21 protein-coding genes and 2 pseudogenes are annotated in these 24,764 nt (G+C 65.0%); 8 read left to right on the forward strand and 15 right to left on the reverse strand.

Features of this window, described 5'->3' with window-relative positions:
- The first annotated feature begins 6 nt into the window (after positions 1 to 6).
- Positions 7 to 1,224 (forward strand): 2-octaprenyl-3-methyl-6-methoxy-1,4-benzoquinol hydroxylase, encoded by a 1,218-nt coding sequence (locus tag VUG52_RS01075; protein WP_177330811.1) that lies wholly within the window; start codon positions 7 to 9, stop codon positions 1,222 to 1,224.
- 32 nt (positions 1,225 to 1,256) lie between these two features.
- Here the strand turns inward: VUG52_RS01075 and VUG52_RS01080 are convergent, their stop codons facing one another.
- Positions 1,257 to 2,057, reverse strand: coding sequence for a phosphatase PAP2 family protein (locus VUG52_RS01080; RefSeq protein WP_050703329.1), 801 nt, complete (start codon positions 2,055 to 2,057; stop codon positions 1,257 to 1,259).
- 109 nt (positions 2,058 to 2,166) lie between these two features.
- On the opposite strand from VUG52_RS01080, the gene hslO reads away from it, so the two are divergent.
- Positions 2,167 to 3,069 carry an Hsp33 family molecular chaperone HslO gene (gene hslO, locus VUG52_RS01085; RefSeq protein WP_050703330.1) on the forward strand — a complete coding sequence of 301 codons (903 nt, stop codon included), beginning with the start codon at positions 2,167 to 2,169 and terminating at the stop codon, positions 3,067 to 3,069.
- Between the two features lie 179 nt (positions 3,070 to 3,248).
- Entirely contained in the window at positions 3,249 to 4,790 is a 1,542-nt protein-coding gene (locus VUG52_RS01090; RefSeq protein WP_050703331.1) for a phosphoenolpyruvate carboxykinase, read from the forward strand.
- Positions 4,791 to 4,847: 57 nt separating this feature from the next.
- Here VUG52_RS01090 and VUG52_RS01095 read toward each other — a convergent pair whose 3' ends face one another.
- Positions 4,848 to 5,120: a type II toxin-antitoxin system RelE/ParE family toxin gene (locus VUG52_RS01095; RefSeq protein ID WP_050703332.1), complete on the reverse strand. Its 273-nt coding sequence runs from the start codon at positions 5,118 to 5,120 to the stop codon at positions 4,848 to 4,850.
- Positions 5,120 to 5,584: a hypothetical protein gene (locus VUG52_RS01100; protein ID WP_256205952.1), complete on the reverse strand. Its 465-nt coding sequence runs from the start codon at positions 5,582 to 5,584 to the stop codon at positions 5,120 to 5,122. The genes VUG52_RS01095 and VUG52_RS01100 overlap by 1 nt, the downstream gene beginning before the upstream one ends.
- 105 nt (positions 5,585 to 5,689) lie before the next feature.
- On the opposite strand from VUG52_RS01100, the gene VUG52_RS01105 reads away from it, so the two are divergent.
- Positions 5,690 to 6,124: an acyl-CoA thioesterase gene (locus VUG52_RS01105; RefSeq protein WP_050703334.1), complete on the forward strand. Its 435-nt coding sequence runs from the start codon at positions 5,690 to 5,692 to the stop codon at positions 6,122 to 6,124.
- On the opposite strand, the gene VUG52_RS01110 is transcribed toward VUG52_RS01105, so the two are convergent.
- The 5 genes and pseudogenes from VUG52_RS01110 to fdhD form a co-directional block, all read right to left on the reverse strand.
- On the reverse strand, positions 6,114 to 6,770 hold the full coding sequence (locus tag VUG52_RS01110) for a LuxR C-terminal-related transcriptional regulator (RefSeq protein WP_050703335.1): 657 nt from the start codon (positions 6,768 to 6,770) through the stop codon (positions 6,114 to 6,116). The genes VUG52_RS01105 and VUG52_RS01110 overlap by 11 nt on opposite strands.
- 118 nt (positions 6,771 to 6,888) lie before the next feature.
- Positions 6,889 to 7,698, reverse strand: a complete 810-nt coding sequence (locus VUG52_RS01115) for a CheR family methyltransferase (protein WP_050703336.1) — start codon at positions 7,696 to 7,698, stop codon at positions 6,889 to 6,891.
- Positions 7,699 to 7,907: 209 nt separating this feature from the next.
- A pseudogene (locus tag VUG52_RS01120) lies at positions 7,908 to 8,386 on the reverse strand (glycine zipper domain-containing protein).
- 373 nt (positions 8,387 to 8,759) lie between these two features.
- Positions 8,760 to 11,105 (reverse strand): FdhF/YdeP family oxidoreductase, encoded by a 2,346-nt coding sequence (locus VUG52_RS01125; protein WP_220689962.1) that lies wholly within the window; start codon positions 11,103 to 11,105, stop codon positions 8,760 to 8,762.
- A gap of 8 nt (positions 11,106 to 11,113) precedes the next feature.
- Positions 11,114 to 11,941, reverse strand: coding sequence for a formate dehydrogenase accessory sulfurtransferase FdhD (gene fdhD / locus VUG52_RS01130; RefSeq protein ID WP_050703341.1), 828 nt, complete (start codon positions 11,939 to 11,941; stop codon positions 11,114 to 11,116).
- A 175-nt stretch (positions 11,942 to 12,116) separates the two neighbouring features.
- On the opposite strand from fdhD, the gene lysM reads away from it, so the two are divergent.
- Positions 12,117 to 12,557, forward strand: a complete 441-nt coding sequence (lysM, locus tag VUG52_RS01135) for a peptidoglycan-binding protein LysM (protein WP_050703342.1) — start codon at positions 12,117 to 12,119, stop codon at positions 12,555 to 12,557.
- Positions 12,558 to 12,669: 112 nt separating this feature from the next.
- Here the strand turns inward: lysM and yrfG are convergent, their stop codons facing one another.
- The gene (yrfG, locus tag VUG52_RS01140) at positions 12,670 to 13,332 is read right to left on the reverse strand and encodes a GMP/IMP nucleotidase (protein WP_050703343.1); all 663 of its coding nucleotides are present in this window, start codon (positions 13,330 to 13,332) and stop codon (positions 12,670 to 12,672) included.
- 64 nt (positions 13,333 to 13,396) lie between these two features.
- On the opposite strand from yrfG, the gene nudE reads away from it, so the two are divergent.
- Both nudE and cysQ read left to right on the forward strand, forming a co-directional pair.
- Positions 13,397 to 13,963 carry an ADP compounds hydrolase NudE gene (gene nudE / locus VUG52_RS01145; RefSeq protein ID WP_050703344.1) on the forward strand — a complete coding sequence of 189 codons (567 nt, stop codon included), beginning with the start codon at positions 13,397 to 13,399 and terminating at the stop codon, positions 13,961 to 13,963.
- Positions 13,960 to 14,787, forward strand: coding sequence for a 3'(2'),5'-bisphosphate nucleotidase CysQ (gene cysQ / locus VUG52_RS01150; RefSeq protein ID WP_050703345.1), 828 nt, complete (start codon positions 13,960 to 13,962; stop codon positions 14,785 to 14,787). Before nudE ends, cysQ begins: the two co-directional genes overlap by 4 nt.
- A gap of 121 nt (positions 14,788 to 14,908) precedes the next feature.
- Here cysQ and VUG52_RS01155 read toward each other — a convergent pair whose 3' ends face one another.
- From VUG52_RS01155 to rfbB, 6 genes and pseudogenes are all read right to left on the reverse strand, one after another.
- Complete coding sequence (locus tag VUG52_RS01155) at positions 14,909 to 15,364, reverse strand: thioesterase domain-containing protein (protein WP_050703346.1); 456 nt, start codon at positions 15,362 to 15,364, stop codon at positions 14,909 to 14,911.
- Entirely contained in the window at positions 15,361 to 16,767 is a 1,407-nt protein-coding gene (locus tag VUG52_RS01160; RefSeq protein ID WP_050703347.1) for a sigma-54-dependent transcriptional regulator, read from the reverse strand. The genes VUG52_RS01155 and VUG52_RS01160 overlap by 4 nt, the downstream gene beginning before the upstream one ends.
- A complete protein-coding gene (locus tag VUG52_RS01165; protein WP_050703348.1) occupies positions 16,764 to 18,578 on the reverse strand; it encodes a sensor histidine kinase in 1,815 nt (604 codons plus the stop codon). Before VUG52_RS01165 ends, VUG52_RS01160 begins: the two co-directional genes overlap by 4 nt.
- Before the next feature lie 39 nt (positions 18,579 to 18,617).
- Positions 18,618 to 19,476, reverse strand: a pseudogene (gene rfbD / locus VUG52_RS01170) (dTDP-4-dehydrorhamnose reductase).
- 134 nt (positions 19,477 to 19,610) lie between these two features.
- Complete coding sequence (rfbA, locus tag VUG52_RS01175) at positions 19,611 to 20,483, reverse strand: glucose-1-phosphate thymidylyltransferase RfbA (RefSeq protein ID WP_050703349.1); 873 nt, start codon at positions 20,481 to 20,483, stop codon at positions 19,611 to 19,613.
- A complete protein-coding gene (rfbB, locus tag VUG52_RS01180) occupies positions 20,480 to 21,562 on the reverse strand; it encodes a dTDP-glucose 4,6-dehydratase (protein ID WP_050703350.1) in 1,083 nt (360 codons plus the stop codon). The genes rfbA and rfbB overlap by 4 nt, the downstream gene beginning before the upstream one ends.
- Positions 21,563 to 21,750: 188 nt before the next feature.
- Between rfbB and VUG52_RS01185 the strand changes: the two genes are divergently transcribed.
- The gene (locus VUG52_RS01185; RefSeq protein WP_050703351.1) at positions 21,751 to 24,651 is read left to right on the forward strand and encodes an aminotransferase; all 2,901 of its coding nucleotides are present in this window, start codon (positions 21,751 to 21,753) and stop codon (positions 24,649 to 24,651) included.
- Positions 24,652 to 24,764: the final 113 nt, after the last annotated feature.

The raw sequence follows: 24,764 nt of genomic DNA on the forward strand, positions 1-24,764 counted from the left end.
ATGGAAATGCGCGCAGATCTGTTGATTGTCGGTGCCGGTATGGTCGGCAGCGCCCTGGCCCTGGCCCTGCGCCACAGTGGCCTGGAGGTGCTCCTGCTAGACGGCGGGCCGATGACGGTCAAGCCGTTTGACGGCGAGGCACCTTTCGAGCCGCGGGTCAGCGCCCTGTCGGCGGCCAGCCAGCGCATTCTCGAGCGCCTCGGCGCCTGGGACGGCATCGCCCGGCGGCGTGTCTCGCCGTACTCGGACATGCATGTCTGGGACGGCAGCGGCACCGGCGAGATCCATTTCTCCGCCGCCAGCGTGCATGCCGAGGTGCTGGGTCATATCGTCGAGAACCGCGTGGTCCAGGACGGCCTGCTGGAGCGTCTGCACGACAGCGATGTCGGGCTGCTGGCCAACGCTCGCCTGGAGCAGTTGCGCCGCTCCGGCGATGAGTGGCTGCTGACCCTGGCCGATGGCCGCAAGCTGCGCGCGCCGCTGGTGATCGCCGCCGATGGCGCCAACTCGGCGGTACGCCGCCTGGCCGGCTGCGCGACCCGTGAGTGGGATTACCTGCACCATGCCATCGTCACCAGCGTGCGCTGCAGCGAGGCGCACCGGGCAACGGCCTGGCAGCGTTTCACCGACGAAGGCCCGCTGGCGTTCCTGCCGCTGAGCCGCGATGGCCGCCAGGACTGGTGTTCGATCGTCTGGTCGACCACCCCGGAGCAGGCCGAGCAGGCCATGGCGATGGATGACGCGACCTTCCGCCAAGCGCTGGAACGGGCTTTCGAGGGGCGTCTGGGCGATGTGCTGGAGGCGGATCCGCGGGTCTGCGTGCCGCTGCGCCAGCGCCATGCCAAACGCTACGTTGAGGAGGGCTTGGCGCTGATTGGCGATGCGGCCCATACCATCCACCCGTTGGCCGGGCAGGGGGTCAACCTGGGCTTTCTCGACGCCGCGGTGCTGGCCGAGGAGCTGGTCCGCGCCTGCGAGCGTGGCGAGCGCCTGGCCGATGTGAAGGTGCTGAGCCGCTTCGAGCGGCGACGCATGCCGCACAACCTGGCGTTGATGGCGGCGATGGAGGGCTTCGAGCGCCTGTTCCAGGCCAATCCGCTGCCCCTGCGTTGGCTGCGCAACAGCGGCTTGAAGCTGGTGGAGCAGATGCCCGAGGCCAAGGCGCTGTTCGTGCGCCAGGCGCTGGGGTTGTCCGGGGACTTGCCGGAGCTGGCCAGGGCCTGAGAGCGGGGCCGCCTGGCGGCCCCGGCAATGGATCAGGCGGCGCGCATCACGCTCATGCGCCTGACCAACGGCAGCTTGCCGAGCAGGCCGAACAGCGGCGCCGTCCAGCGCACCAGCGCCGCGCTGGCCTTGGCCGCCAGGGGCGTGTGGCAGCTCCAGCCCAGTGCCAGCAGCGCCATCAACAGGCCGCCGATGTAGTCGTCCTGCCCCCAATGGGCGCCGGCCACCAGGCGCGGCAGCATGAACAGCAAGGCCAGTGCCCAGATCACCAGGTGCTGTACCAGGCGGCGGCTGAACAGGCTCATGAACAGCGCCCAGATCAGCAGCACCGAGGCGTGGTCACCCGGGAAGCTCTGGCTGGAACGGTCCTTCAATTCCCACTTCGCTTCCATGTGCGGATAGAAGTCGCTCAGGTGCACGGCGTTGTCGAACACCATCGACGGGCTGTTGTGTTGCCAGCCCATTGCGCTGACCCACTTGGAAAACAGCGCGCGAATCACCACTAAGAGGAGTAGGGTGACCAGGAAACCGAAAAACGCCTGGCGTACCTGGGTGGCCTTGAATACCCAATCGCCGCGGATCAGCAGCGACAGCATGATCAGGCCGACCAGGATGTCGAAGGGACGCAGGCTGCCGACCGCCCAGATCGACCGCCAGACCAGGTTGTCGGCCAGGGGCGCATTGAGGCTGTGGAACAGCCACTCGTCGAAAGTCAGGCACAGGATCTGGCCAACGGGCCACAACCAGAAACACAGTAATGCGATGGGTAGCAGGGTGCAGGCTGCCAAGGGGCCCCAGGACCACCTTGCTTGGAACAGTGGTCGATTGTCCATAAAATACCTCGATATCCAGCAGGATTTGAGCGTCTCGTTGAGCGCTCTACGACGGACCTTTCGGTCTCCTGTAATTATTTTGTAATCATTTTTAGAAAGCCAGACAACCATGAGCGACTTGCCAGATACCGATTTCACCCAACGCTTCCTGTTCGACGACCGCGACGCCCGCGGCGAGATGGTCGCGCTGGAACGCAGCTACGCCGAGGTGCTGGCCAAGCACGACTATCCGCAGCCGGTGCAGCACCTGCTGGGTGAGCTCATGGCCGCCGCCGCGCTGCTGGTCGGCACCCTGAAGTTCGACGGGTTGCTGGTGCTCCAGGCGCAGTCCTCGGGCCCGGTGCCGCTGCTGGCCATCGAGTACACCAGCGAGCACGACATCCGTGGCCTGGCCCGCTACGAGGCCGAGCAGATCAAGGCGGATGCCAGCCTTGCCGACCTGATGCCGGGCGGTCACCTGGTGCTGACCATCATTCCGGTCAACGGCCAGCGCTACCAGGGCACCGTAGAGCTGGACGGCAAGGACCTGTCGGAGTGCTTCACCAACTACTTCGTCATGTCGCAGCAGGTGAACACCTGCATCTCCCTGGCCGCCGATGGCGCCCGCGCCCGTGGCCTGCTGGTGCAGCAGCTGCCGGCCGAGATCCACAAGGACAGCGAGGAGCGCGAGGAAAGCTGGGCCCACGTCAAGGCCCTGGCCAACACCGTGAAGACCGAGGAACTGCTCGGCCTGGACAACGAAACCGTGTTGCACCGCCTGTACCACGAGGACGCGGTTCGCCTGTTCGATATCCAGCCGCTACGCTTCCGTTGCAGCTGCTCGCGCGAGCGTTCCGGCAACGCCCTGGTCAGCCTCGGCGAGCAGGATGCCAAGGCGCTGGTGGCCGAGTGCGGCGGCCAGGTCGAGATCGATTGCCAGTTCTGCAACGAGCGCTATCTCTTCGATGCAAGCGATGTGGCGCAATTGTTTGCCGGTGGCGGCACCGAGGCGCCGTCAGAAACTCAGCACTGAAACGGTTCACTACAGGATATTCTCCTGTCGAATTGCGCAAAAACGCAGTTCTGACAGGAGGGGCCTACTTTTTTTGGGCGTTTCTGGCATAATCCGGCCACTTTTTTCGCTGTAGTAGTTTTTTCGAGACGACTACAAAACGTTTGGAGCACTCGGCCTCGGGCCGGATGGGGTATCTCATGACGCAAGCCAACAACACCGTGTACACCGACCTGAGCGTCGATGAGCTGGTAAAAGAAGCGCTGTCCCGCGGTGAAGGCGTGCTGGCCGATACTGGCGCGCTGGTGGTGGAAACCGGTCACCGCACTGGCCGTTCGCCAGCTGACCGTTTCATCGTCGAAGAACCGTCCACCCAGGACCAGATTGGCTGGGGCCCGATCAACCGCAAGTTCCCGGCCGACAAGTTCGATGCCCTGTGGGACCGCGTCGAGGCGTTCAACAACGCCCAGGATCACTTCGTTTCCTACGTTCACGTAGGCGCTGCGGCCGAGCACTACCTGCCGGTCAAGATGACCACCCAGACCGCCTGGCAGAACCTGTTCGGTCGTTGCCTGTTCATCAACCCCGAGCAGTACAACCCGGCTGGCCGTGGTGAGTGGCAGATCCTCAACGTCGCCAACTTCGAGTGCGTGCCTGAGCGTGACGGCACCAACTCCGATGGTTGCGTGATCATCAACTTCGCCCAGAAGAAGGTGCTGATCGCCGGCATGCGTTACGCCGGTGAAATGAAGAAAGCCATGTTCTCGGTGCAGAACTTCCTGCTGCCGGCCGCCGACGTGCTGCCGATGCACTGCGCCGCCAACATCGGCGAAGCGGGTGATGTCACCCTGTTCTTCGGCCTGTCCGGCACCGGCAAGACCACCCTGTCGGCCGACGAAAGCCGTTACCTGATCGGTGACGACGAGCACGGCTGGGGTGAGGGCGTGGTCTTCAACATCGAAGGCGGTTGCTATGCCAAGTGCATCGACCTGTCCGAGAAGAACGAGCCGGTCATCTGGAAAGCCATCAAGCACGGCGCGGTGCTGGAAAACGTCGTGATCGACGCCAACAAGCACGCCGACTACGCCGACGTGAGCCTGACCCAGAACAGCCGTGCCGCCTATCCGCTGGCGCACGTCGAGAAGGTCTCGGCAGAGAACCTGGGCGGCGAGCCGAACGCGGTCATCTTCCTGACCTGCGACCTGACCGGCGTACTGCCTCCGGTGTCGATCCTGAACAACGAGCAGGCGGCCTACCACTTCCTGTCCGGCTACACCGCGCTGGTCGGTTCCACCGAAATGGGTTCGGGCGGCGGCATCAAGTCGACCTTCTCCACCTGCTTCGGCGCACCGTTCTTCCCGCGTCCGGCCGGCGTATACGCCGAACTGCTGATCAAGCGTATCAAGGCGTTCGGCTCCAAGGTCTACCTGGTCAACACCGGCTGGACCGGTGGTGGCTACGGCGTTGGCAAGCGCTTCAGCATCCCGACCACCCGTGGCGTGATCGCTGCCATCCAGAGCGGCGCTCTGGTCGGTGCCGAGACCGAGCACCTGGACATCATCAACCTGGACGTGCCGAAGGCTGTTCCGGGCGTCGAGACCGAGCTGCTCAACCCGCGCAACACCTGGGCTGACAAGGCTGCCTACGACGAAGCCGCCAAGGGCCTGGCCACGCTGTTCACCGAGAACTTCAAGAAGTTCGACGTTTCCGACGCCATCAAGGCTGCTGGTCCGCAGCTGTAAGCTGCAGCCGGTTCGGATGAAAAGCCGCCCTTCGGGGCGGCTTTTTCGTTTTTCAGATCAAGGCCATTGTTGCCGTGCATGCAGGATCCGGAGGATTTCGACTTCGTCCTCCTGTACCTGGTAGATCATCACGTAGTTGGGCGTTACCACGATTTCGTGTGTTTCGACGCATCTGCCGGGCTTGTACAGGCGCGGGTTGCGAGCGGCGCGTCTGGCCTTGTCCCTGAAGGCTTCATCCAGCGCCTCTGCCGCTGCCGGGTTGTCTTGTGCAACGACGGTCATGATGCGCAGACGATCGTTGCGAGCCATTGCCGACCAGACAAGGCGCATCAGCGGTTTTTGGCTCTCAGCTCGGCTCGGCGGGCGGCAAAGAACTTCTCGACTTCTTCGTCATCCAGCGTGGGGGATGGATCGCGACGGCTGGCGTCGACCTGTTCGCTGAACCAGGTGTCGTAGGCTGCCGCCTCATGGGCCCTTTTGAGTGCCTGGGCGCGATCCGGCCGCTGGTAGGTGGTGGTCTGTCGCGGATCCCAGATCGAGCTGTCGACCAAGAAATGGTCGATACCCAGATCATGCAGGTAGCTGACCAGTGTCTCGAGCTTCTTGAACAGCCGGACGTTGCCGCTACGCTGTGCGGTGAGTACGTGCTCCTGATCGTCGACATCCACCTGGACCGCCCAGCCTCCGGGTTGCCCAACGATGTGGGTGGCGTTGATTCGACGGCTTTCAGCCAGGCGGCTGAGGTGGGCATGATCCAGTTGCAGGGTCGGCACGGGTGTATGTCTCGGCTTCATGGGACGCGTACCATCTTATGCAATCTACTGTTGATTGCGACTATAGGCGTTCCCAAGTCTATGTGGGAAGCTTCGCTGACATGCAAAGGAAATCAGGTTGTCCTCATGACAGAATCCCCCCAACGCTCCGCCTTCTCCCATTTCCATCCCATCCTCACCCGCCCGCAGGACAACGACCACAACGGTCACCTCGCTGGCGCCACCGTGCATGCCTTCTTCGAAACAGCCATCCAGGCCTTCCTGGTCGAACAGGCCGAACTGGACCTGCGCGACGGTGAGCTGGCCGGCTTCGTCGTCAGCTCGGCGGCGGACTTCTTCGCTTTGCCGGGCTTTCCCGACGTGCTCGAGGTGGGCCTGGGCGTGACGCGCCTGGCGGGCAGCACCGTGGAGTTCCGCCTGGCGCTGTTCCGCCCGGGCGAGGCCGAGGCCTGCGCGGCGGGGAGTGTGGTGCAGGTGTTCATCGAGCGGGCCTCGGGCCGTCCGGTGGTGCTGCCGGAAACGCTGCAGCTGATCCTCGCCGGACTGTCGCTCAATCGTTGAGGCGAATGATCCCCTCGCGCACGGCGAACAGCACCAGGCCGGGCACGTCGTGGATCTGCAGGCGGTGCATGATCTGCGAGCGGTGAGCCTCGACGGTCTTGATGCTCAGGCCCAGGCCGTCGGCGATTGAGCGGGTGGTCTCGCCACGGGCGATCAGGCGCAGGATCTCCAGCTGGCGGTTGGTCAGCGGCGGTGTCTGCACCTGGCTGACGACGCGCTTGCGGCTGTGTTTCAGGGCCTGGCCGATGACCATCGGCAGCACCGCCGACGACAGGTACTGGCCGCCACCGCGCAGGGTCTGCAGGGCCTGCTCCAGTTCGCTGACCGTGGCGTTCTTGAGCAGGAAACCATGGGCACCCAGTTGCAGGCAGCTCATTACATGCTCGAGCTCTGAGCGTGGCGAAAACATCAGCACCCGGCTGGCGGGGGCGCGGATGAACAGCTCCTGCAGGGCCTGCTGGCTGTCCAGCTCGCCGCTCATGTCGAGCACCACGATGTCCGGCTTGAGTTTTTCCGCGAGGCTCACGGCCGTCATGGCATCGCCGGTGTCGCCCACCACGACGAAATCTTTCTTCTGTTCAAGCAGGGCACGCAGGCCGGCGCGGAAGAGCGGCGAGTGATCGGCAAGCAAGATTCGGCAGGGCATGGATAAGGGCCTGTTTCGCAAGGGAAGGGGGGCGGCAGGCCTGCTCGATCCGAAAGCGCACTGCCGCGCGGTTGCGCGATCAGTCCTTGTCTGCCGATGGTCGCGGCAGTGCCTCTTATCATAGGCGTTCGAACACCGACGGCAGTAGTGGACGCAGGGGCAGGCCCAGGGCGTGGACGCTCTCGCTGTGACCGATGATCATCAGGCCACCGGGGCGCAGATGTGCCAGCAGGCGCTGGAGTACCTCGTTCTTGTACCGTGGCGCCAGGTTCGACAACAGGTTGCGCAACAGGATGACGTCAAAGCTGCCGAGCTGTTCGGGCAGGGGCCGGATCAGGTTGAGCGCCTCGAAGCGCACCTGCTCGCGCAGGGCTGCGGTGACCCGCAGCCGGCCAGCCATCTCGTCGACGCCGCACAGGCAGTGGCGGGCCAGCCAGCCTTCGGGGAAGTAGCGTGCCTGGGCGATGTCGTAGATACCGGCAGCGGCGGTCTCCAGCAGTTTTGAGTCGAAGTCGCTTGCCAGCACCTGCCAGCCGGGATGGCGGGCATTTTCGGCGGCGACCATGGCCAGGCTCCAGGCTTCCTCCCCGGTGGCGCAGGCGGCGCTCCACAGGCGTGCGGGGTGGTCGAGGTCGGCCAGCCAGCGGGCCAGGCATTCGAAGTGGCGATGCTCGCGAAAGAAGTAGCTGTCACGGGCGACCAGCAGGCGCAGCAGGTGCTCGTGTTCGTTCACGCCCAGGGGGCTGTCGAGAAAGGCAAGGTAACGCTCGAAATCCGCCAGGCCCAAGGCCTTCAGGCGTTTGTGCAGGCGCGCTGCGACCACGGCGCGGCGGTCGTCGGCCAGTTGCACGCCGGTGGCCTGCACGACCCGCTGGCGAATCGACGCAAAGCTGGCTTCGCCGAGCAGTGGCGGGCGGCGGCCAGGCATCCTTCAGCCTCTCCTGGCCCGGGGCGGACAGATAGGGTAGGTGAAGATCGTGCGCATTCCCTGCGTCCTGTGCTTGATCGAAACAGCGATGATAACTAGTGGCTAGTGGCCTCCATATCGGGGCAGCCCCTAATCCTCTGGCGGGTATGCAAACGAAAAGGCCCTGCCGATGAGGGCAGGGCCTTAGGCCTCAGGCGTAAGCCAGACGATCAGTCATGGCGCCAGTGGCGCTTGTGCTTGCGATGGCCGTAGTGGTGGCCACGGTCGTATAGCGGCGATCGTCGTAGTCGCGACGGTAGCGACGCTCGTGGCGTTCGTCTTCGTCGGCCTTGTTGCCCATGTAGTTGCCCAGTGCACCACCGGCGCCACCACCGGCGGCCGCGCCGATGTAGCTGCCGGTGGTGCCGCCCACGGAGCGACCCACCACGTTGCCGCCCGCGGCGCCCAGCGCGCCACCGATGGCGGCTTCGCCACGCTGGCGCTTGTCGGCACCCAGCGCACCGCCGGCCGCGCCGCCCAAGCCGGCACCGATGGCGCCGCCGGTGCTACCGCCGATGGAGTTGCCCACCACGGAGCCCAGTACCCCACCCAATGCGCCGCCAATGCCGGCTTCGGTGGTGCCGCCTGCCATGGCAACGCCGCTGAGCAGACCAAAAGACAACAACAGAATCGAGGAGTACTTCTTCATCAAGAGAGCCTCAGAGGGATGACGAAGCGGAATTTGAGGCTCGCCGAGGCGCCTGGCAATCGGAATCCGACGAGTAGCACGAGTTGTACACAATTCTCTAAGTTATTGAATTATGTATGAAACTTTCGCGATTTTCGGTTGTCTGAGCTATTTATGACGAAGCCCTGAACCGTTGCGGAACAGGGCTTTTTTGTGGGCAGTTGCTCGGAATCTGCGCTCGCCCCTGTAGGAGCGGCCTTGTGCCGCGAAAGGGCTGCAAAGCAGCCCCAGGATCTTAGCGTGGATGCAGAAATTGCCGGGGCCGCTGCGCGGCCCTTTCCGGCCGGTCCGACGCCTCGGCAAGGCCGCTCCTACAGGGGGGGCGGCACAGGGCTCAGATGATGCGCCCGTCGTCCCGCGCCCGCTCCAGCTTGATGGCGATGAATTTCGACGTCGGCGTATGGCTGCCGTCGCCGATGCTCTCCAGCGGCACCAGCGGGTTCACCTCGGGGTAGTACGCCGCCGCCTGGCCGGCGGGAATGTCGAACGCCAGCAGGGTGAAGCCCTGCACCCGGCGCACATGCTCATCGCCCCACAGCGACACGATGTCGACCTTCTGCCCCGGTTGGAAGCCCAGGCGAACGATGTCGGCTTCGTTGACGAACAGCACGTCGCGCTGGCCGCGCACGCCGCGGTAGCGGTCGTCCATGCCATAGATGGTGGTGTTGTACTGATCGTGCGAACGCATCGACTGCATGATCAGGTCCGGCAACTGGCCGCTGGCGCGCACGCGCTCGTCGAGCAGGCTGTCGGGCAGCAGGTTAGCCTTGAAGTTGGCGCGGCCGCTGGCGGTCTTCCACTGGCGGCTGCCGGCGCTGTTGCCCAGGTAGAAGCCGCCGGGCAGGCGCAGGCGTTCATTGAAGTCGGCAAAGCCGGGGATGGTGTCGGCGATCAGGTCGCGGATGCGGTCGTAGTCGGCCACCAACCAGTGCCAGTCCACCGGTTGCTTGCCCAGGGTGGCGGCGGCGATACCGGCGACCACGGCCGGCTCCGAGCGCATCTGCCGCGACAGCGGCTTGAGCTGGCCGTTGGAGGCGTGGACCATGCTGAACGAGTCCTCCACCGTCACCGCCTGCGGGCCTTCGCCCTGCAGGTCGATATCGGTGCGGCCCAGACACGGCAGGATCAGCGCCTGCTTGCCGTGGACCAGGTGGCTGCGGTTGAGCTTGGTGCTGATGTGCACGGTCAGCTCGCAGTTGCGCAGCGCCTGCGCGGTGCGCTCGGTGTCTGGCGTGGCCTGGGCGAAGTTGCCGCCCAGGCCGATGAACACCTTGGCCCGGCCATCGAGCATGGCGTGGATCGCTTCGACGGTGTTGTGGCCGTTGTGGCGCGGCACCGGGAAGCCGAAGCGCTTTTCGAGGGCGTCGAGCAGGAACACCGGCGGGCGTTCGTTGATGCCCATGGTGCGGTCGCCCTGTACGTTGCTGTGGCCGCGCACCGGGCACAGGCCGGCGCCCGGCACGCCGAGATTGCCGCGCAGCAGCATCAGGTTGACGATTTCCTGGATGGTCGGCACCGAATGGCGGTGCTGGGTGATGCCCATCGCCCAGCACATGATCACCCGCTTGCCCTTGCAGTACATGCGCGCCGACAGTTCGATATCGGCCAGGGTCAGGCCCGACTGCGCCTGGATCTGCTCCCACGAGGTGGCATCGACCACCGCCAGGTACTCGTCCACGCCATGGCCGTGCTCGGCGATGAAGGCGTGGTCGAAGATCGCCGGCTCGCCCTTGGCCTGGGCTTCGTGTTCCCATTGCAGCAGGAACTTGGCCATGCCGCGCAGCAGCGCCATATCGCCGCCCAGAGCCGGTCGGAAGAACGCCGTGTTGGTCGGGCGGTCGGTGTTGGTCAGCATCTCCAGTGGGTTCTGCGGATGCTGGAAACGCTCCAGGCCACGTTCCTTGAGCGGGTTGACGCAGACCACCTGGGCGCCGCGCTTCACCGCGTCACGCAGCGGGTCGAGCATGCGCGGGTGGTTGGTGCCGGGGTTCTGGCCCCAGACGAAGATCGCGTCGGCGTGCTCGAAGTCGTCGTAGGTGACCGTGCCCTTGCCCACGCCGACGCTCTGCCCCAGGGCCACGCCGCTGGCCTCGTGACACATGTTCGAGCAGTCGGGGAAGTTGTTGGTGCCGTAGGCGCGCACGAACAGCTGGTACAGGTAGGCCGCCTCGTTGCTGGCCCGGCCGGAGGTGTAGAACTCTGCCTGGTCAGGGCTGGACAGGTTGTTCAGGTGGCGGGCGATCAGGGCGAAGGCCGCGTCCCAGTCGATCGGCCGGTAACGGTCGGTGACCGGGTCGTAGACCATCGGCTCGGTCAGGCGTCCCTGGTATTCGAGCCAGTAGTCGCTCTGCTCGAGCAGCGCGCTGACGCTGTAGCGGGCGAAGAACGCCGCATCGACGCGACGCTTGGTGGCCTCCCAGTTGACCGCCTTGGCGCCGTTCTCGCAGAACTTGACCATGCCGCTTTCGGGCGAGTCGCCCCAGGCGCAGCCGGGGCAGTCGAAACCGCCGTTCTGGTTGGTCTTGAGCAGGGCGCGGATGTTCTTCAGGGCGTTGTCGCTGCCCACCCAGGCCTTGGCCACGCTGCGCAGCGCCCCCCAACCGCCGGCGGGGCCGGGGTAGGGCTTGTAGCGAGGGGTGGAGGCGGGGGCGTTGTCTGGCAGTTTTTCGTAGGAGGTCACGGCTGTTGCTACTCCGCCGCTGGGCTGAACACCCGCGGTGCGCTGTGTTTGGGCAGATGGATAAGGTTGAGGTTGTGCTTGCGCGCCCATTGCAGGGCCAGGCCCGTGGGCGCGGAGAGGCTGACCAGGGTCTGGATGCCGGCGCGCAGGACTTTCTGGATCAGTTCCAGGCTGCAGCGGCTGGTGACGATGGCCAGGCCGCCTGCGGTGTCGATGCGCTGGCGCAGCAGGGCGCCGATCAGCTTGTCCAGGGCGTTGTGCCGGCCGATATCCTCGCGGCCCAGCAGCAACTGGCCGTCGCGGTCCATGAACAGCGCCGCGTGCACCGCGCCGCAATGCTGGCCGAGGGGCTGGAAGGCATCGATGCGCTGGCGCAGGTCCTTCAGCCAGTGCGCGGGCGGCAAGGGCGCGCCGGGCAGCACGTCCAGCTCGGGCAATGCCTGCTCCAGGGCCTCGACGCCGCACAGGCCGCAGCCGCTGGTGCCGGCCAGCTGGCGGCGCTGGTTCTTCAGGTTCCAGAAGGCACGGCTGGAGATCTCCAGGTCGGCATACAGCGCCGAGCCACTGCCGGAGAGCTTCACGTCGTAGATTTCCTCGGTACCGGCGACGATGCCGCTGCCCACGCTGAAGCCGACGGCGAAGTCTTCCAGGTCGGTCGGGCTGACCAGCATCACCGCCTGGTTCAGGCCGTTGTAGACGATGGCCAGTGCTACTTCCTCGGCCAGCGGCGTGCTGTCGGGGGCCGTGTCGGTGAGCTGGACGTAGTCGTAGGTGTTGCTGGCGGCGGGCAGGGCAAAAGGCGTGGACGCCGCGCAGACCGGTGGCTTGCTGTTCATCGGGGCGAATACCGGCTGGCAGTTTGACCCCACAAGCCTAGGCCCCTGTGCCGATGGCGTCTAATCGCTAGCGTCTATGTCGTGATAGAGCGCGTCGATTGGTCGCAGCGGGGCGGGATGGGTGATCCTGGCCTAGACTCCTGCTTCCATGGATTCACCATCAAAGGAGCGCCACATGAGCCTGTTCAGTTTCGTGAAGGAAGCCGGCGAGAAGTTGATCGACCTGCTGACGCCGGGCAATGCCAATGCCGAGGAACAGTTGAAGAAACACGTCCAGGACGTTGGTCTGGGCAACCCGAACATCTCGGCCACTGTAGAGGGTGACAAGGTCATTCTCAAGGGCGAGGTTGCCAGCCAGGAGGAGAAGGAGAAGATCATCCTGGCCGCCGGCAATATCGCAGGGGTGGCTTCGGTGGATGACCAGATCACCGTCACTGGGCCCATCGCCCAGGCGGCGCGGTTCGTTACGGTCAAGAAGGGCGATACGCTGAGTGCCATCGCCAAGGCCGAGTATGGCGACGCCAACAAGTACAACAAGATCTTCGAGGCGAACAAGCCGATGCTCAAGCATCCGGACAAGATCTATCCGGGGCAGGTGCTGCGTATTCCGGATTAATCTTCATCGTCTGATCCGGCTCTTTCGCGGGTAAACCCGCTCCCACAGGTACTGCACCACATTCAAGGACTGTGCAACTCCTGTGGGAGCGGGTTTACCCGCGAAGAGGCCCTCACAGGCCAACCAGTAACTCCCGGTAATCCTCGACCGCCGCAAACTCCTGGGTATCCCGAGGTTCAGCCCGGCTGTCCGGCTGGCGCACCGCCAGCAGATGCCCCACCCCGAACCGCCGGGCACTGCGCAGAATCGCCAGGGTGTCATCGATGAACAGGCTGCGCGCCGGTTCGAAGCCGATATCCGCCTGCAGCGCGTCCCAGAACTGCGGGCTCTCTTTCGGATACCCATAGTCATGCGAGCTGATCAGCCGTTCGAAGTACGGCGCCAGTTCCACCCGCTCCAGTTTCAGCGACAGCGAATCGCGGTGCGCATTGGTGATCATCACCACCCGCTTGCCCGCCTTGCGCACGGCCGCGAGAAAGGTGTCGGCATCCGGCTTGAGGGCGATGAGGTCGGCAATCTCCTGTTTCAGCTCGCGGATCGGCAGGCGCAGTTCGCGGCTCCAGAAATCCAGGCAGTACCAGTTGAGCGTGCCGGCGTGCTGCTCGAACAGCGGGCGCAGCTCGAGCTCGGCCATGGCCCGGCTCACACCATGCAGCTCGGCGTAGCGCTGGGGCAGGTGGTCCAGCCAGAAGCGGTTGTCGTAATGCAGGTCGAGCAGGGTGCCGTCCATGTCCAGCAGGACGGTATCGATGGCGGACCAGGGAAGAACGGGCATGGGAAATTCTCGATCAGTCGGCTAGCCACGGTATAGTAACCCGTTCACGCCAAGGAGCCGCCCCATGCGCCAGAAACCCACCGTCCTCAGCCGCGAGATCGTCGCCAGCAGCCGCCTGTTCCGGGTCGAAGCCGTGCAGTTGCGCTTTTCCAACGGCACCGAGCGCACCTACGAGCGATTGGTCGGTCGTGGCAACGGTTATGGCGCGGTGATGATCGTGGCCATGCTCGATGCCGAGCACGCGGTGCTGGTCGAGGAGTACTGCGGCGGCACCGATGAGTACGAGCTGTCCTTGCCCAAGGGGCTTATCGAGCCGGGCGAGGACGTGCTGGCTGCCGCCGACCGGGAGCTCAAGGAAGAGGCCGGGTTCGGCGCACGCCAACTGGAGCACCTGACCGAGCTGTCGCTGTCGCCCGGCTACATGAGCCAGAAGATCCAGGTGGTGCTGGCCTCGGACCTGTACGAAGAACGCCTGGAGGGCGACGAGCCCGAGCCGATGCGGGTCGACAAGGTCAACCTGCGTGAGCTTTCGGCGCTGGCCATGCACCCACAGTTCACCGAAGGTCGGGCGCTGGCGGCGTTGTACCTGGCCCGTGACCTGTTGATCCAGCGTGGAGTGCTGAGCGTATGAGCGATCGGCTATTGATGCAGGACGTGGTGGCGCTCGCCCGCTCGGCCGGCGAGGCGATCCTGCCGTTCTGGCGCGCCGATGTGGCGGTGACCAGCAAGGCCGACGATTCACCGGTGACCGCTGCCGACCTGGCGGCTCATCGAGTGATCGCGGATGGGTTGCAGGCGCTGGCACCGCAGATCCCGGTGCTGTCCGAGGAAGACTGCGAGATTCCGCTGGCCACCCGCGCAGGCTGGCAGCGCTGGTGGCTGGTCGATCCGCTGGATGGCACCAAGGAATTCATTGCCGGTAGCGAAGAGTTCACCGTCAATATCGCGCTGGTCGAGAACGGCGAGGTGGTGTTCGGGGTGGTGGCGATGCCGACCAATGGCCGCTGTTATTTCGGCGGGCGCAACCTGGGTGCCTGGCGTGTGGAGCGTGATGGCGGCGCGCAGCCGATCCAGGTACGCAACGCGCCACCGCAGGGGGCGAAGTTTACCGTCGTCGCCAGCCGTCGGCATTCCAGTCCGCAGCAGGAAGCGCTACTGGCTGGCCTGACAAGCGCCGTTGGTGAGCTGGAACTGGCCAATATCGGCAGCTCGTTGAAGTTCTGCCTGCTGGCCGAAGGCAGTGCCGACTGTTATCCGCGGTTGGCGCCGACTTCGCAGTGGGATACGGCGGCTGCCCAGGGCGTGCTGGAAGGGGCCGGGGGCGAGGTGATCGGGCTGGATGGATTGCCGTTCCGGTACCCGGCGCGGGAGTCGTTGCTCAATCCGTTTTTCCTGGCGTTGCCCAAGGCTGCCGGTTGGCGGCAGGCGTTGGTCGAGCTGGCGGGTGCGATCTGAGCTTGAGATAGCCAGGGCTGCTTTGCAGCCCTTTCGCGGCACAAGGCCGCTCCTACAGGGAAACGTGCCCCCTGTAGGAGCGGCCTTGTGCCGCGAAAGGGGCGCGAAGCGCCCCCAGCTTTCAGCGATGCAACACGTACTGCCCGCTGAACCTCACCGCAGGCTGGTCGCTGCCCTCGTTGCTCACCACCGTCTCCAGCGTCAGCCGCGCCCGCCCGCGACGCTGGTACATCGTCAGGAACCGCTCCCAGGTCTTCTCGTCCGGCGCCGGGCACTGTGCCACTGCCGTACCGGTGACCGGCAGCGGGTAGCTGATCTGCCCTTCCTGGATGACGATATGTCCGTCATCGATCCCCAGCTCGCGCAGGCGCAGATGCAGCCAGCCCCAGCCCACCAGCACCGCGCCGCAGTACAGGCTGCCGCCGAACATGGTGCTCTTGTGGTTGACGTTGGGTGCCAGCGGCAGCTTCAGGCGCAGGCAGTGCTGTTGCCAATCGAGGACTTCCATCCCCATCTCGCGGGTCAGCGGAATATCACTGTGCAATACCGATTGCAGGTACTGGCTGTCGGTGCTCATGGACGGTTGTCCTCCTGGTCGTCGTGCCCGCCACCGCCGTCGAAGCTCAGGCCGTGCTTGCGCAGTTTGTCGTGCAGGGTCTTGCGCGGGATGCCGAGGGCCTCGGCGAGGCTGCGCATCGAGTTGTGCGGTTGGCCCAGTTCGGCGGCGATCAACGAGCGCTCGAACTGCTCGACCTGCTCGCTGAGGTTGCCGGTCGGCACGGGCACCTGGATGTCATGGGCCGCCGCAGGCACCTGGCCATCGAGGGCCAGCTCCAGGCCCAGGGCGAAGCGTTCGGCGGCGTTCTGCAGCTCGCGCACGTTGCCCGGCCAGTCGTGGCGCAGGAGCACGGCGCGCTGCGCCGGTTGCAGGCTGTGGGGCGGCAGGCCGTGGCGCTCGCTGGCGGCATCGGCGAAGTGCTGGAACAGCACGAGGATGTCGTCGCCGCGCTCGCGCAACGCGGGGATACGCAGTGGCGCGACGTTCAGGCGGTAGTACAGGTCGGCGCGGAAACGGCCCTGGTCGGCGGCCTGGCGCAGGTCTTCCTTGGTCGCGGCGATGATGCGGATATCCAGCGGGATCAGCTGGTTGCCGCCCAGGCGTTCGACCACCCGCTCCTGCAGCAGGCGCAGCAGCTTGACCTGCACGTCCAGGCTCATGCTTTCGATCTCGTCGAGGAACAACGTGCCGCCGTTGGCGAACTCGAACTTGCCGATCCGGCGTTTCTGCGCCCCGGTGAAGGCCCCGGGCTCGTGGCCGAACAGCTCGCTCTCTACCACAGACTCGGCCAGGGCGCCGGCGTTGATCGCCACGAACGGGCCGTCGCGGCGGCTCGACAAGTCGTGCAGGGCGCGGGCCACCACCTCCTTGCCGGCGCCGGTCTCACCGAGGATCAGTACGTCGGCGCGAGTCCCGGCGAGGGCGCCGATCTGCTCGCGCAGGCGCTGCATGCCCGGCGACTGGCCGACCAGGCGCGTGGCCAACTGCTGGCGGTCGCTCAGGGCCAGGCGCAGGCTGCGGTTATCCAGCACCAAGCGGCGCAGGGCCAGGGCGCGGCGCACGCTGTCGAGCAGGGCATCACTGGCGAAAGGCTTTTCGAGGAAGTCGTAGGCCCCGGCGCGCATGGCCTGCACCGCCAGGGGCACATCACCGTGACCGGTGATCAGCAGCACCGGCAGCTCACTGTCGCGGGCATGCAGTTGTTCCAGCAGTTGCAGACCATCGATGCCGGGCATGCGGATATCGCTGACCACCACCCCCGGCCAGTCTTCCTCGATGCGCCCGGCCAGGCCCTGGGCGTCGGCCAGGGCCACCACCTTGAGCCCGGCCAGGTCCAGGGTCTGGCTCAGGGCCTGGCGCAGGTGCGGGTCGTCGTCGACCAGGAGCACCTGGGCGCGGCTGTCGATCAGTGTCTCGGTCATGCCGAGGTGTCCTCCGAAGATTGCAGGTTGGCGCCGGGCTTGGCCACGCGCAGTTTCAGCGTCAGCAGGGCACCGCCTTCCGGGTGGTTGCCCAGCAGCAGCTCGCCGCCCAGCGCATGCATCAGGCTTTCGCAGATGGCCAGCCCCAGTCCCAGGCCCTGGGTGCGGGTCTTGGTGGTGAAGAACGGCTCCTTGGCGTGCTCCAGGGCCTGGCGGCTGAAGCCGGGGCCATTGTCGCGGATGTACAGGTAGACGCAGTCATCCTGGCGTTCGGCACTCAGCCACAGCCGGCGTGGGTTGGCCTTCTCGGTGAGGGCATCGAGGGCGTTGGCCAGCAGGTTGCCCAGCACCTGGCGCAGGCGGGTCTCGCCAGCCTGTACCCACAGGGTGGCCTCGGGCAGGTCGCGCACCAGCTCCACGGCCATGGCCCGGCGGCGCTTGGCCAGCAGCGCCAGGGCGTCGTCCAGGGCCGGTTGCAGGGCCACGCTTTCCGGGGCGTGTTGGTCGCGGCGGGCGAAGGCACGCAGGTGGGCGATGATCGAGGCCATGCGCCCGGTCAGCTCGCCGATCAGTTTGAGGTTGCCGCGCACGTCCTCGGTGCGCTGATGATCGAGCAGGATCTCGGCGTTCTCGGCGTAGCTGCGGATGGCCGCCAGCGGCTGGTTGAGTTCGTGGCTGATGCTCGCCGACATGGTGCCGAGCACCGACAGCTTGCCGGCCTGGACCAGCTCGTCCTGGGCGCGCACCAGCTCCTGCTGGGCGCTTTCGCGCTCGAGCACGGCGCTCTTGAGCCGGGTGTTGAGGCCTTCGAGGTCGGCGGTGCGCTCGACCACGCGCTTTTCCAGCTCCTGGCGGGCACGGGCCTCGAAGTCGATGCGGTCGATGTAGTGGCGTCGGCGTTGCATCACCAGGCCGGCCAGGAGCATGGTCACCAGCAGCGCGCCGCCGCCGATGGCCATGACCGTCTGCACCGAGCGGTCGACCAGCAGGCGCGGAGCGAGGATGCTCACCTGCCAGCCGGTTTCCTTGATGTCGCGGGTCTGGATCAGCCAGGCGGCCTGGTCGAGGGTCAGCGGCTGCGGCGCCTGGGTCGGGTAGGGCTGGATGGCGACGATGGCCTGGCGCTCGGCCGCGGTCAGCTCGCGGGTGGCGCGGAACCGCCAGTCCGGGCGCGAGGTCAGCACCACCACGCCGTTCTGGTCGGTCAGCAGCAGTTGTTCCGGGGTGCGGCCCCAGAGGGTCTCGGTGTGGTCGAGGTCGACCTTGACCACCAGCACGCCGATCACCTTGTCGCGGTCGTGCACGGCGGCGGCGAAGAAGTAACCGCGCTTGGCCGAGGTGGTGCCCTGGCCGAAGAAGCGCCCCAGGTGGCCTTCCATCGCTTCGATGAAGTAGGGGCGGAACGAGAAGTTGCGGCCGACGAAACTGTCCTGCTTGTCCCAGTTGGAGGCGGCCAGGGTGTTGCCGCTGACATCCATCAGGTACATCACCTCGGCGCCGGTCTGCTGGGTGATGTGCTTGAGCAGGCGGTTGGCGTTGGTCACCGCCTCGAGACGAAACGGGTCGGCCAGCACGCCACGCAGCGCCGGCAGGTCACCGAGGATTTGCGGCAGGGTTTCGTAGCGGTGCAGGGTGCCCAGCAGGTTGGCGACGTAGAGGTCGAGGGTCTGGCGGTTCTGCGAAGCCAGCTCGTCCTGGTAGTAACGCTCGGCCAGGTGCTGCAGCGGCCACAGCAGCGGGGCCAGGCACAGCGCCAGCAGGGCCAGGCTGCGCCAGCGGGGGCGGCGGGGAGGCGTGGGTCTTGGGATCATCGCGATAAGGGCGCCAGTAGGATCTGGCGCAATTATGCGCTACTTGAGGCAGTCGATGAGTGCATCGTGCCAGTGCGGCTGGCTGACCTGCCATTCGCGGGCAAGGCGGGAACAATCCAGGCGTGAGTTGAGCGGTCGTTGCGCTGGCGTCGGGTACTCGCTCGAGGGGATCGGCAGCAGTTCGGCGCAGGGCAGCCCGCGCGCCTTCAGCTGTTCACCGATGGCCTGGGCGAAGCCGAACCAGGAGGTTTCACCCTGGGCGGTCAGGTGGTAGGTGCCCCAGGCGCCGGCCTGACCGTTCTGCCAGCGCTCGATCAATGCACGCGTACTGGCGGCAATTGTGGCTGCCCAGGTCGGGGCGCCGATCTGGTCGTTCACGACGTTACTGAGGACGTTCCTGAAGCAGGCGCTGCATGGTCAACAGGAAGTTGCGTCCATACAGCGAATAGACCCAGCTGGTGCGCAGGATCAGGTGCTCGCCGTCCACAGCCCTGATAGCTTGTTCGCCCGCCAATTTGCTTTTGCCATAAACGCCGAGTGGATGGGTCGTATCATCTTCGTTATAGGGTTCGGACTTGCAGCCGTCGAAGACATAGTCCGTGGAGTAGTGGATCAGCGGCACGCCAAGGCGCGCCGCTTCCTCGGCAAGCACTCGTGGCGCCTCGGCATTGATCGCGAAGGCCAGTTCCGGCTCGCTTTCGGCCTGATCCACTGCGGTATGGGCGGCGGCATTGATGATCAAGTCAGGCGCCAGCTGGCGTAGCGGTTCGCGCAATAGTTCTGGTTGCGCCTGATCGAGCTTGTCTCGGCCGACCAGATGTACTTCGCCTAAACCGGCCAAGGCGCCTTGCAGCGCCTGGGCAACTTGGCCATTGCGGCCGCAGACGAGAATTTTCAGGGGTTTCATGGTGGCAACTCGATTTCAGTCAGGTTAGGTCCTGCCAGGCGTCTGGTGGGCGCAGAAGCATCCTCACCAGGCTCCCGTGGACAAATCAGCTTCTGGTCATCCCGCACTGTTGGCGGTGAAAATCATCATGCTTCGGCGGCCAGAATACTCAAATACTGGCCGTAACCTGTCTTCTTCAGTTCTTCGGCTTTCGCCTTCAGCTTTTCACGGCAGATCCAGCCTTTCTGGAAGGCGATCTCTTCAAGGCAGGCTACTTTCAGCCCCTGGCGGTGTTCGATGGTCTGCACATACTGGGAGGCCTCGAGGAGGCTGTCGTGCGTACCTGTGTCGAGCCAGGCAAAACCTCGACCAAAGCGCTCGACACGCAGGTCGCCTCGTTCCAGATAGACATTGTTGACGTCTGTGATCTCCAGTTCGCCGCGTGGAGAGGGTTTGATGCCCTTGGCAATTTGCACTACATCGTTATCGTAGAAGTAGAGGCCGGTCACGGCATAACTGGATTTGGGCTTGGTGGGCTTTTCTTCGATCGACAGGGCGCGGCCTTCAGCGTCGAACTCGACAACACCAAAGCGCTCCGGATCCTTGACCCAGTAACCGAAAACGGTGGCGCCGGTCGGTTGCTTGACCGCACGCTGCAGTTGTTCGCTGAACCCCTGACCGTGGAAAATGTTGTCGCCGAGGATCAGGCACACCGGGTCTTCGCCGATGAATTCCTCGCCAATCAGGAAAGCCTGGGCCAGACCGTCAGGCGAAGGTTGCTCGGCATAGCTGATGTTGATGCCGAACTGACTGCCGTCACCAAACAACTGACGGTACTGAGGCAGATCATGTGGCGTGGAAATCAGCAGGATATCGCGGATGCCCGCCAACATCAGCACCGAGACCGGGTAGTAGATCATCGGCTTGTCATAGATCGGCAGCAGTTGCTTGGAAACGCCAAGCGTGATGGGGTGTAGGCGAGTACCGGAACCCCCGGCGAGGATGATGCCCTTGGTCATGCGATCAGGTCCTTGGAGTCATTGTTGCCCAGGCGTTCGCGTTGGTAGCTGCCGTCCTGGACATGCTTGCACCATTCGAGGTTATCCAGGTACCACTGAACGGTCTTGCGCAGACCGGTCTCGAAGGTTTCCTCCGGTACCCAGCCAAGTTCGCGTTCGATCTTGCTTGCATCGATCGCATAGCGCTGATCGTGACCAGGCCGGTCCTTGACGAAGGTAATCAGGTCGGCGTAGTGGCCGACGCCCGCGGGGTGTTGTGGCGCCAGCTCTTCAAGCAGGGCGCAGATGCCACGTACCACATCGATGTTCTTTTGCTCATTATGGCCACCGATATTGTAGGTTTCGCCTACCTTGCCTTCGGTAACCACTTTGAAGAGGGCGCGTGCGTGGTCTTCGACGAACAGCCAGTCGCGAACCTGCAAACCGTCACCGTAAACAGGCAACTGCTTGCCCTCGAGGGCATTGAGGATGACCAGCGGGATAAGTTTTTCCGGGAAGTGGAATGGCCCATAGTTGTTCGAGCAGTTGGTCAGCAGCACCGGCAGCCCATAGGTACGGTGCCAGGCGCGTACCAGGTGGTCCGACGCCGCCTTGCTCGCCGAATAGGGCGAACTGGGGGCGTAGGGCGTAGTTTCGGTGAACAGGTCATCGACGCCATGAAGGTCGCCATAGACCTCGTCGGTGGAAATATGGTGGAAGCGGAATGCCTTGCGCTCGTTCTCATCCAGCGTGTTCCAATAACCACGCGCAGCCTCCAGCAGGCTGTAGGTGCCAACGATGTTGGTCTGGATGAAGTCCGACGGACCGTCGATGGATCGGTCTACATGCGACTCGGCCGCCAGGTGCATGATGGCATGCGGTTGGAAACGGGTGAGCACGGCACTGACTGCGGCCTGGTCGACGATGTCGGCCTGGACAAACTCATAGCGTGTGTTGCTGGCAATGCTGGCTAGGGATTCCAGATTACCTGCGTAGGTCAGCTTGTCGAGATTGAGGACTTCATGCTCGGTATTGCTGATGAGGTGACGTACCAGTGCCGAGCCGATGAAACCGGCTCCCCCGGTAATGAGAATACGCATGTCGGATTCCCTTTCCTTCCATTAATGACGGTAGCTTGCGGGGCCATAGCTTGTCGGCTGACAAGGCTGTAGGCAAGTTGAATACGCTGGTTTGCGTATCCCACGCGACGAGGTGCGATTGTACGCTGCCGTCTTGCCAATTTGCCTATCTGATGGCGATATACAGGAAAAATACGAGGTTTCCTGTAATGCCCCTCTCCACCTTGATCCAGCGCTCCAGCCTGCCAGCCCCTCTGCTTGGCGGCGCTCAGGCCCATGCCTTGTTGCGGGCGTATTACGATCTGGAGGGAACTGCGTATGTTTTAGGCAGCCAGCAGGATCTGAATTTTCGCGTCGACAGTGACCAGGGCCGGTTTGTGCTCAAGGTCTGCCATGGCAGTTATGCGGCGATCGAACTGCAGGCGCAGCATGCGGCACTGGCTTTTCTGCACGGGCAAGGCGTGCCGGTGCCCGCGGTGCGTCCTGCGAACACAGGCGAGCCGCTGCTGGAATTGGAGATCGATGGCCAGCCGTTGCGAGCCCGCCTGCTCGACTACATTGACGGGCGGCTGCTGACCCGCCTGGGGCATTTGCCGGCGCGGGTGATGGCCGAGCTCGGCACGCTTTGCGCCGAGGTCGATAAGGCACTGGCCGGTTTCGACCACCCGGGTCTCGAGCGTACCTTGCAGTGGGATCCACGGCACGCCTCGGTGCTGATCGAGCACCTGTTGCCGGTGTTGCAGGATGCCCAGCGTCGCGAGCAGGTGGCACAGGTCGCACGGTTGGCGGCCGCTCGCCTGCAACCGTTGGTCGAGCAGTTGCCGGTCCAGGCCGTGCACCTGGACATCACCGACGACAACGTGGTCTGGGCCCGCGACGATCAGCGGCAGTGGCAGGTGCAGGGCGTCATCGACTTCGGCGACCTGCTGCGCACCTGGCGTATCGCCGACCTGTCGGTGACCTGCGCGGCCCTGCTGCACCACGCCGAGGGCGACCCGTTGCGCATCCTGCCAGCGGTCAGCGCCTATCACGCGGCGAACCCGTTGCAGGAGGTCGAGCTGCGCGCCTTGTGGCCGCTGGTGCTGAATCGCGCCGCAGTGCTGGTGCTCAGCAGCGAGCAGCAGCTGGCGATCGACCCGGGCAACCAGTACACCCGTGACAACATTGCCCATGAATGGGAGATCTTCGACACTGCCTGCTCCGTACCCGCCGCGTTGATGGAGGCGGCGATCCTGCAGGCGGCGGGCCAGGTGCCCGTGATGCCGGACATCAGCGGTTGCGCCGCGTTGCTGCCGAGTCTTGCCGGGCAGCCGGTCGCCCGGGTCGACCTGGGCGTGCTCAGCCCCCTCTGCGAGGCAGGCAACTGGGAGCAGCCGGGCTTCGACCAGCGCTTGCTCGCCGCCCAGCAGGGGCCGGCGTGCAGCCTCCATGGGCAGTACCGTCTGTCGCAAACCCATATCGATCGGCCAGAAGAGCCGGCCACCTGTGCCTTGGGCGTGGAGCTGAACCTGTTGCCAGGCAGCGCGCTGCAAGCCCCCGAGGCTGGTGTCTGGCAGCGCACCGGAGAGGGTCGCGGCTGCCTGCGAACCGCACACTGGAGCCTGTGGCTCGCTGGCCTGGAAGAGACGCCGGCCGATGGCCAGGCGCTGCTCAAGGGTCAGGCGCTGGGGGCGACCTGTGGCTTCCTCAGCGTGCAGCTGTGCCTGGATGCCGATACCCGCCCACCGTTCTTCGCCACCCCGTCCCACGCCGCCGCCTGGCTGGCCCTGTGCCCGTCACCGCGCACCCTGCTGGGCTTTGACTGCGATGCCGATCCGCTGGCCGACCCGCAAGCCCTGCTGGCCCGTCGCGATGCCAGCTTCGCCCGCTCGCAGAAGCATTACTACGCCCAGCCGCCACACATCGAGCGCGGCTGGCGCAACTACCTGATCGACATGCAGGGCCGTTCGTACCTGGACATGCTCAACAACGTCGCGGTACTTGGCCATGGCCATCCACGCATGGTCGCCGAGTCGGCGCGCCAGTGGTCGCTGCTCAACACCAACTCGCGCTTCCACTACGCGGCCATTGCCGAGTTCTCCGAGCGACTGCTGGAGGTAGCCCCGGAAGGCTTCGACCGGGTGTTCCTGGTCAACAGCGGCACCGAGGCCAACGACCTGGCGATCCGCCTGGCCTGGGCCTACAGCGGCGGGCGCGACCTGCTCAGTGTGCTGGAGGCCTACCACGGCTGGTCGGTGGCCACCGACGCGATCTCCACCTCCATCGCCGACAACCCCCAGGCCCTGGAGACCCGCCCGGACTGGGTGCACCCGGTGGAGGCACCGAACACCTTCCGCGGGCGCTACCGGGGCGCCGACAGCGCCGCCGACTACCTGCGCGATGTCGATGCCAAGCTGGCTGACCTCGACGCCCGTGGCCGCCAGCTGGCCGGCATGATCTGCGAGCCGGTGTACGGCAACGCCGGGGGCATCTCGTTGCCGCCGGGCTACCTGCGCGAGGCCTATGCCAAGGTGCGCCAGCGCGGCGGGGTGTGCATCGCCGACGAGGTGCAGGTCGGCTACGGGCGACTGGGCGAGTATTTCTGGGGCTTCGAGGAGCAGGGCGTGGTGCCGGACATCATCACCATGGCCAAGGGCATGGGCAACGGCCAGCCGTTGGGCGCGGTGATCACCCGGCGCGAGATCGCCGAGGCGCTGGAGGCCGAGGGCTATTTCTTCTCCTCGGCCGGGGGCAGCCCGGTCAGTTGCCGCATCGGCATGGCGGTGCTGGATGTGATGCGCGACGAAGGGCTGTGGGACAACGCCCGTGACGTTGGCCGCCACTTCAAGGCGCGCCTGCAGGCGTTGGTCGATAAACATCCGCTAGCCGGCGCCGCCCACGGTTCCGGGTTCTACCTGGGGCTGGAACTGGTGCGCGATCGCCAGACCCTGGAGCCGGCGACCGAGGAGACCATGATCCTGTGCGATCGCCTGCGCGACCTGGGGATCTTCATGCAGCCTACCGGCGACTACCTGAACATCCTCAAGATCAAGCCGCCGATGTGCACCACGCGGGCCAGCGTGGACTACTTTGTCGACAGCGTGGAGCGGATTCTGGGTGAGGGCTTGTAAAATCGATTCTTATCGATTTTCAGTGGCGCCTTATGCAGAAAAGGTCTCGTCGCTTGCTTTAAAAGTCGATATTTATCGGATATAAGTGTTCGTCATAAAGCAGTCGGGACCGC

This window comes from Pseudomonas sp. LH21 (assembly GCF_036549575.1).
GTDB classification, from domain to species: domain Bacteria; phylum Pseudomonadota; class Gammaproteobacteria; order Pseudomonadales; family Pseudomonadaceae; genus Aquipseudomonas; species Aquipseudomonas peradeniyensis.

Bases quoted from the DNA above. Each gene is read 5' to 3' on its own strand.
- VUG52_RS01165 (WP_050703348.1), bottom strand. From the start codon at position 18,578: ATGATCCCAAGACCCACGCCTCCCCGCCGCCCCCGCTGGCGCAGCCTG.
- VUG52_RS01155 (WP_050703346.1), bottom strand. From the start codon at position 15,364: ATGAGCACCGACAGCCAGTACCTGCAATCGGTATTGCACAGTGATATT.
- VUG52_RS01080 (WP_050703329.1), bottom strand. From the start codon at position 2,057: ATGGACAATCGACCACTGTTCCAAGCAAGGTGGTCCTGGGGCCCCTTG.
- fdhD (WP_050703341.1), bottom strand. From the start codon at position 11,941: ATGAACAGCAAGCCACCGGTCTGCGCGGCGTCCACGCCTTTTGCCCTG.
- rfbB (WP_050703350.1), bottom strand. From the start codon at position 21,562: ATGCGTATTCTCATTACCGGGGGAGCCGGTTTCATCGGCTCGGCACTG.
- cysQ (WP_050703345.1), top strand. From the start codon at position 13,960: ATGAGCGATCGGCTATTGATGCAGGACGTGGTGGCGCTCGCCCGCTCG.
- VUG52_RS01110 (WP_050703335.1), bottom strand. From the start codon at position 6,770: ATGCCCTGCCGAATCTTGCTTGCCGATCACTCGCCGCTCTTCCGCGCC.
- rfbA (WP_050703349.1), bottom strand. From the start codon at position 20,483: ATGACCAAGGGCATCATCCTCGCCGGGGGTTCCGGTACTCGCCTACAC.
- nudE (WP_050703344.1), top strand. From the start codon at position 13,397: ATGCGCCAGAAACCCACCGTCCTCAGCCGCGAGATCGTCGCCAGCAGC.
- VUG52_RS01095 (WP_050703332.1), bottom strand. From the start codon at position 5,120: ATGCGCCTTGTCTGGTCGGCAATGGCTCGCAACGATCGTCTGCGCATC.
- VUG52_RS01100 (WP_256205952.1), bottom strand. From the start codon at position 5,584: ATGAAGCCGAGACATACACCCGTGCCGACCCTGCAACTGGATCATGCC.
- VUG52_RS01075 (WP_177330811.1), top strand. From the start codon at position 7: ATGCGCGCAGATCTGTTGATTGTCGGTGCCGGTATGGTCGGCAGCGCC.
- hslO (WP_050703330.1), top strand. From the start codon at position 2,167: ATGAGCGACTTGCCAGATACCGATTTCACCCAACGCTTCCTGTTCGAC.
- lysM (WP_050703342.1), top strand. From the start codon at position 12,117: ATGAGCCTGTTCAGTTTCGTGAAGGAAGCCGGCGAGAAGTTGATCGAC.
- VUG52_RS01160 (WP_050703347.1), bottom strand. From the start codon at position 16,767: ATGACCGAGACACTGATCGACAGCCGCGCCCAGGTGCTCCTGGTCGAC.
- VUG52_RS01115 (WP_050703336.1), bottom strand. From the start codon at position 7,698: ATGCCTGGCCGCCGCCCGCCACTGCTCGGCGAAGCCAGCTTTGCGTCG.
- VUG52_RS01090 (WP_050703331.1), top strand. From the start codon at position 3,249: ATGACGCAAGCCAACAACACCGTGTACACCGACCTGAGCGTCGATGAG.
- yrfG (WP_050703343.1), bottom strand. From the start codon at position 13,332: ATGCCCGTTCTTCCCTGGTCCGCCATCGATACCGTCCTGCTGGACATG.
- VUG52_RS01105 (WP_050703334.1), top strand. From the start codon at position 5,690: ATGACAGAATCCCCCCAACGCTCCGCCTTCTCCCATTTCCATCCCATC.
- VUG52_RS01185 (WP_050703351.1), top strand. From the start codon at position 21,751: ATGCCCCTCTCCACCTTGATCCAGCGCTCCAGCCTGCCAGCCCCTCTG.